The sequence below is a fragment of the Pseudomonadota bacterium genome (assembly GCA_030859565.1).
Classification (GTDB): domain Bacteria; phylum Pseudomonadota; class Gammaproteobacteria; order JACCXJ01; family JACCXJ01; genus USCg-Taylor.
The window spans coordinates 1-6,157 of sequence record JALZJW010000177.1 but is presented as its reverse complement, the minus strand read 5'-3'; the positions used below and the strand labels follow the sequence as shown (position 1 = coordinate 6,157).

At 61.3% G+C, this 6,157-nt stretch carries 5 protein-coding genes; all 5 read left to right on the top strand.

Annotation, left to right across the window (positions count from 1 at the left end):
* Window positions 1-57: 57 nt before the first annotated feature.
* The 5 genes from tatC to M3436_18400 all read left to right on the top strand — a co-directional run bounded on the left by tatC (window position 58) and on the right by M3436_18400 (window position 6,051).
* Window positions 58-786 carry a twin-arginine translocase subunit TatC gene (gene tatC / locus M3436_18420; protein MDQ3565977.1) on the top strand — a complete coding sequence of 243 codons (729 nt, stop codon included), beginning with the start codon at window positions 58-60 and terminating at the stop codon, window positions 784-786.
* A 111-nt stretch (window positions 787-897) separates the two neighbouring features.
* Entirely contained in the window at window positions 898-1,857 is a 960-nt protein-coding gene (trxB, locus tag M3436_18415; GenBank protein MDQ3565976.1) for a thioredoxin-disulfide reductase, read from the top strand.
* A gap of 7 nt (window positions 1,858-1,864) precedes the next feature.
* Window positions 1,865-4,774 (top strand): insulinase family protein, encoded by a 2,910-nt coding sequence (locus M3436_18410; GenBank protein MDQ3565975.1) that lies wholly within the window; start codon window positions 1,865-1,867, stop codon window positions 4,772-4,774.
* Window positions 4,775-4,973: 199 nt separating this feature from the next.
* The gene (locus M3436_18405; GenBank protein MDQ3565974.1) at window positions 4,974-5,609 is read left to right on the top strand and encodes a hypothetical protein; all 636 of its coding nucleotides are present in this window, start codon (window positions 4,974-4,976) and stop codon (window positions 5,607-5,609) included.
* 22 nt (window positions 5,610-5,631) lie between these two features.
* On the top strand, window positions 5,632-6,051 hold the full coding sequence (locus M3436_18400) for an acyl-CoA thioesterase (GenBank protein MDQ3565973.1): 420 nt from the start codon (window positions 5,632-5,634) through the stop codon (window positions 6,049-6,051).
* The last annotated feature ends 106 nt before the right edge of the window (window positions 6,052-6,157 follow it).

Below are 6,157 nucleotides of genomic sequence, written 5' to 3'. Positions count from 1 at the left end.
GCGACAACGCCCCCTGAGGCTCCGGACGAGCCGGAGGAACAGCCCTTCCTATCGCATCTGGTTGAATTGCGAACGCGGCTCCTGCGTGCGCTCGCCGCGGTGTTGTTGATTTTCCTCTCGCTCTGCTATTTCGCCACTGATCTCTACCACTTGCTGGCGCTTCCGCTGATCCGGCAAATGCCGCAAGGTTCGGCAATGATCGCGACCGAGGTGGCCTCTCCCTTTTTCGCGCCGTTTAAGCTTACCCTCGTGGTCTCCGCTTTCGTGGGGATGCCGTTTGTCTTGCACCAGATCTGGGCGTTCGTGGCGCCGGGTCTCTATCGCCATGAACGGCGGCTGGTCCTGCCGCTCTTAATCTCCAGCTCGGTGCTGTTCTATAGCGGCATCGCGTTCGCCTATTTCGTGGTCTTCCCGGTGATGTTCGCCTTTTTCTCCGCCTCCGCCCCGGAAGGGGTCTTGATCATGACCGACATCGGGCGCTATCTGGACTTTGTCTTGGCCATGTTCTTTGCGTTCGGGGCCGCGTTTCAAGTCCCGCTGGCCACGGTGCTCCTGGTGCATACGGGCTTTGTAACCAAGGAAGATCTGAGGGCAAAGCGCCCCTACATCATCGTCGGCGCCTTCGTGGTAGGGATGGTGCTGACGCCTCCGGATGTCATCTCCCAGACCTTGCTGGCCATACCGCTGTGGTTACTCTATGAGCTCGGCCTGGTCGTGCTGCCCTTATTCAAACGGGGCGAGGCGGCCGCTGAGCCGCGGACGTCAAAAAAGGGTTCGGATGCATAAACAAGCACCCGCCGCCGGCGGTTTAGGAGCTAAGGACGGGCGCCGTGTACACTATGCGCCCGCGCCGAATCCTGGTGGGGACAAGAAATATATATCGCCTGCGGGGTAGTAGTGAATTTAAAGACCAGACACTGCCGTCTATTGATCCTGGGATCCGGGCCGGCCGGTTACTCCGCCGCGATCTACGCCGCGCGCGCCGCGCTCGACCCCGTGATCGTCGCCGGCCTCGAGCCGGGAGGGCAGTTGACGGCCACCACCGACGTCGACAATTGGCCCGGCGATGCGCACGGTCTCCAAGGGCCCGATCTCATGGAGCGCATGCGCAGGCATGCGGCGCGCTTCGGGACCGAGATCATCTTCGACCATATCGTCACGGCGGATCTCGGGCCGCGGCCCTTTAAGCTAGCGGGCGATAGCGCGACCTATACCTGCGATGCGCTCATCATCGCCACCGGCGCCTCCGCCAAGTACCTCGGGTTGGCTTCGGAGCAAGCCTTCCGGGGCCGCGGGGTGTCGGCCTGCGCCACCTGCGACGGATTCTTCTTCAAGGGTCAAGCGGTGGCCGTCGTCGGCGGCGGTAACACCGCCGTCGAAGAAGCGCTATTCCTATCCAACCTGGCTTCCCAGGTTACCGTGATCCATCGCCGGGACCGGTTTCGCGCGGAGAAAATTCTGAGCAAGCGCCTCATGGGAAAGACCGAGAGCGGAAACGTCAGCGTGTTGTGGAACCATACGGTGGAGGAGATCCTCGGGGATGAGGCGGGCGTTAACGGGCTCAGGATCAAGAGCACGCTCGACGTAGGCAGGAAACAGCTAGCGCTGCGCGGCGTCTTCATCGCGATCGGGCATCTGCCCAACACGGCCATGTTCGAGGGACAATTGGAGATGAAAAACGGGTATATTGTCGTCAACGGCGGCAGCCGCGGATCGGCCACAACGACGAGTATTCCCGGTGTCTTTGCCGCCGGGGATGTGGGCGATCCGGTCTATCGTCAGGCGGTAACCTCGGCGGGCTCGGGCTGCATGGCGGCCTTGGACGCCGAGAAGTTTCTGGAGCACCACTCGCGCTAGAGGCACTATGTCATCCTTTGAATTAATACGCGGCCAACGCATCGAGTCCTTGAACATCGAGGCTCAGGAGTACCGGCACGGGATCACCGGCGCCCGGCACTTGCATTTGAGCGCGAACGACAACAACAACGCCTTTATCGTCGGATTTCGTACCCTCCCCCGGGATTCCACCGGCGTGGCTCACATCCTCGAGCACACCGCGCTCTGCGGCAGCCGGCGCTTCCCGGTACGGGACCCTTTTTTCATGATGACGCGGCGTTCGCTCAACACCTTCATGAACGCTTTCACGAGCAGCGATTGGACGGCGTATCCCTTCGCCACCCAGAACAAGAAGGACTTCGACAATCTGCTGCAGGTTTATTTGGACGCGGTATTTTTTCCCAACCTCGATGAGCTCGACTTCGCCCAGGAGGGCCACCGCTTGGAATTCGCGATCGCCGATGATCCGGCGAGCGACTTAGTTTATAAAGGCGTCGTTTACAACGAGATGAAAGGCGCCCTGAGCGCGCCTACCACTCGCCTCTGGTACGCGCTCAGCGCCGCGATCTTCCCGACAACTACTTATCATTACAATAGCGGCGGCGATCCCGAAGCGATCCCGCAGTTGACGTGGCCGCAGTTGCGGGATTTCCACGCGCGTTTTTATCACCCCTCGAACGCTTATTTCTGCACCTACGGTGATTTTGACGTCCGCGGGCATCAGGCGCATTTCCACGAGTGGGCCTTAAAGCATTTTACTGCCCGCAACGTGGCGAATGGGATCCACGACGAGCAGCGCTACGGCGCACCGCGCGCGCTCACGATCCCCTACCCGGTCAATGGCGAGGAATCCACACGGAGCAAGACGCATATCGTGCTCGGCTGGCTGCTCAACAATACCACGGACCTGCAAAAAACAATGGAGACGCAGCTGCTGGCGGGCGTATTGCTCGACCATAGCGCTTCACCCTTACGGCACGCCCTGGAGAGGTGCCCGCTGGCCACGGCGCCCTCGGAGCTTTGCGGGCTCGACGCAGGCAATCGCGAGGCGACGTTCGTGTGCGGGGTCGAGGGTTCGGATCCCGAGCATGCCGAGGCCGTCGAGGAGACGGTGATGAAAGTGATTCAAGAGGTCGCCGAGAAAGGTGTCGAGCGCGAGCTCGCGGCCTCGGTCCTGCATCAGATGGAGCTTTCGCAGCGCGAGATCCGCGGCGGCCGCTATCCGTACGGGTTACAGTTGCTGGCGGCGTCCCTTCCGGCGGCCTTGCATGGAGGGGATGCGATCGCCGCCCTCGCCATCGATCCCATCTTAGAGCACCTGCGGGTGGCGATCGAACGGCCCGGCTTCATTCCTGGTCTGGCCCGTGACTGGCTGAGAGACAATCCGCATCGCGTGCGGGTGGCGATGATCCCGGATACCGCCTTCAATGCGCGCCATGCCGCGCAGCTAAAAAGCCGGCTGGCGGCAACCAAGCAGTCGCTCAGCGTTGCCGAGAAAACCCGGATCGTCGAGCGTGCGGCGGCATTAAAGGACCGCCAGCAGCAAGCGCCCGACGCCGCCCTGCTGCCGAAAGTCGGTGTCGAAGATATTCCCGCCGATTTTAAGGTCCCCGCGAGCGAACGCACGCTCCTCGGCGGTGTTCCGGTCACCTGGTTTCGCCAAGGCACCAACGGCCTCGTGTATGAAGAGATCACGGTGGAACTCCCGGCGCTCGGGCCCGGCGAGATTGGATTGTTGAGCCTATATTGCAACTGCGTGACCGAGCTCGGTTACGGTGATAAGGATTACCTCGCCGCGCAGACCCATCAAGCCGCGATTAGCGGGGGTATTGCCGCGCATTGCGCGCTGCGCGGCGAGATCCGAAACGTGCAGCGGATCCTCGCCTACTATCAGCTTTCATCGAACTGTCTAGCCCGCAACCACGGAGCGCTCGTGCACCTGTTGCACGATGTTTTTTATAAGGCCCGATTCGACGAGCTGGCGCGGCTGCGGGAGCTCATCGCGCAAATCCGGGCCGCGCGTGAATCGGCGGTGACCGACCAGGGTCACGTGCTCGCGATGACCGCGGCCTGCGCAGGATTCGGGCCGGCGGCGGCGCTTTCCCACCGCTGGGACGGCCTCGTAGGGCTGCGCGATCTCAAAGCCTTGGAGCGGGCGATCGAGAACCAGGATAAACTGGAAGAATTCGCAGCCGATCTGAAGCGCATCCATGGGCGCCTCACCCGCGCCGCCCCGCAACTACTCGTCGTGGGCGAGGACCAGCACCTCGCCAGCGTAGGTGCAAACCTCGCATCCCAGTGGGCCGCCTTGCAACCGCGGGTTCACGATGCGAAGCCATTTTCGTTAAGCATCGAGCCGTCCTGCGTGAATGAGGCCTGGATCGCGAACACCGAGGTAAACTTCTGCGCGCGCGCCTATCCCACCATCCCCCCCGACCACGAGGACGCCGCGGCGTTGATCGTGCTCGGCCGCTTCCTGCACAACGGCTATTTGCACCGGGCGATCCGCGAGCAAGGCGGGGCCTACGGTTCCGGCGCCGCCTACGATGGCGATACCGGGGCCTTCAAGTTTTTCTCCTATCGTGACCCGCGGGTCATGGAAACCTTGGAAGCTTTCGATGCCGCACTGGAATGGCTGCACCGCTACGGCCACGGCTACGAGAAACTCGAAGAAGCGATCCTGGGCGTCATCGCTGCGCTCGATCGCCCGAGCTCGCCGGCCGGCGAGGCGATTCGAACCTTTGCCGCCGGGCTTTTCGGACGCTTGCCCGAGTATCGGCGGCGCCTGCGGCAACGGGTTCTCCGAGTCACGGTCGCGGATTTACAACGCGTGGCGCAAACCTATCTCCTCAAGGAGCAGGCGAGCACGGCGATCGTCACCAGCTCCGCGTCATTGGGCTCGTGCGCGGGCTTGAATCTCGAAACCCATGAGCTTTAGGGAATTCGCGCCGGCGCGTCCGCGAATCGCTTCAACGGCATGCGTTGGAACAGCCATGCGCGTATGATACTGTGACCTTTACCGAGTTCGTCACCGGATCGGAATAACAACATAAAGCGCTCAGCGAACCAAGACGGCGTGATGCTGACGACTTGGTTCGCGCTAGCGCCGCCGCAAAATAACTAACCGGAGATCGCGCATGGAACTCTTCTTACTTTTCGCTTTCTTTCTCGCAGGGTTTATTGTGTTCATGACCCTCATGATATTGGATGCTAGAACCTTGATCATTCGGCCCCCGAAGCTTACCGTTGCCGAGGGCAGCGCGGACAGCGACTCCCCTGCCAACAGCGCCACCCACGAGGAAGACACGACCAGCGGGCGGATCAAGGTCTCGGCAAACGTCACCGGGGCCGGGCGAGCGCAAGCGACATCCCTCCTCGGTCACGAATTCGAAACCAAGGCAAAGAAACCGGGGCGTTACTATGTCGTGGGCGTCTACGACTACCGCAGCCGTCTTAACGTGGCCCCAACCGGCGGTCAGGCGAAAATCATGGTTGAGTTACGCATTAACAGTAAGACGAAAACGATCGCTCAAGCGGCGCAAAATTCCGCAGGCAACAAGCTTAACCCTGCTTCCGGGGAATTCGCTTCAATTACGAAAAAGCACTTAATTTCACTCCAGCCCGGACAACAATGTAAAGCATCGTTGGCGGTCACCGCGGTGGCTGAAGGCGCGCAGGGTAATGAAAATGCGAACTGTGTTGCGGAGGCGACGCTAAAGATCAAGGAAATCCAGTTGAGACCGAGCGTCTTCAACTTATTGGTCATCTATTAAAACGCCTATGCCCGGAATAAACATGCCGGGAAGCGTAGCTCTGTCCACTCCGGTCAGCCTTCCGGCAGGGAAAGAACCGACCTTGAGGATCGTACCCATGCCGGCGGATACCAATTACACCGGCGGCATCTTCGGCGGCTGGATCCTCTCGCAGGTCGACATCGCGGGCAGCATCGCCGCCATCCGGCGGGCGCACGGACCGGTCACCACGGTCGCCGTCAACTCCGTGGAATTCCGTGAGCCGGTGTTTGTCGGCGATCTCGTAAGCTGTTACGCGGAGGTCACGCGCGTCGGGCGTACTTCGATTACGGTTCAGGTCGAGGTCTACGCCGAACGCAACCCGGCCCGGCCCGAATGCATCAAAGTGACCCAAGCCGTGCTTACCTACGTGGCCCTGGATGAACACCGCCGCCCGCGCGTGGTGCCTCCCGAAAACATCTAAGAGGTTGTGAATAAATCGTCACGAGCAGCCCCGAGCGCCAGGAGCCGCGGAGCGAGCGACGAGACATATCAACTCGATAGGCGAGGAGCGAGCGAGCACGCGACGC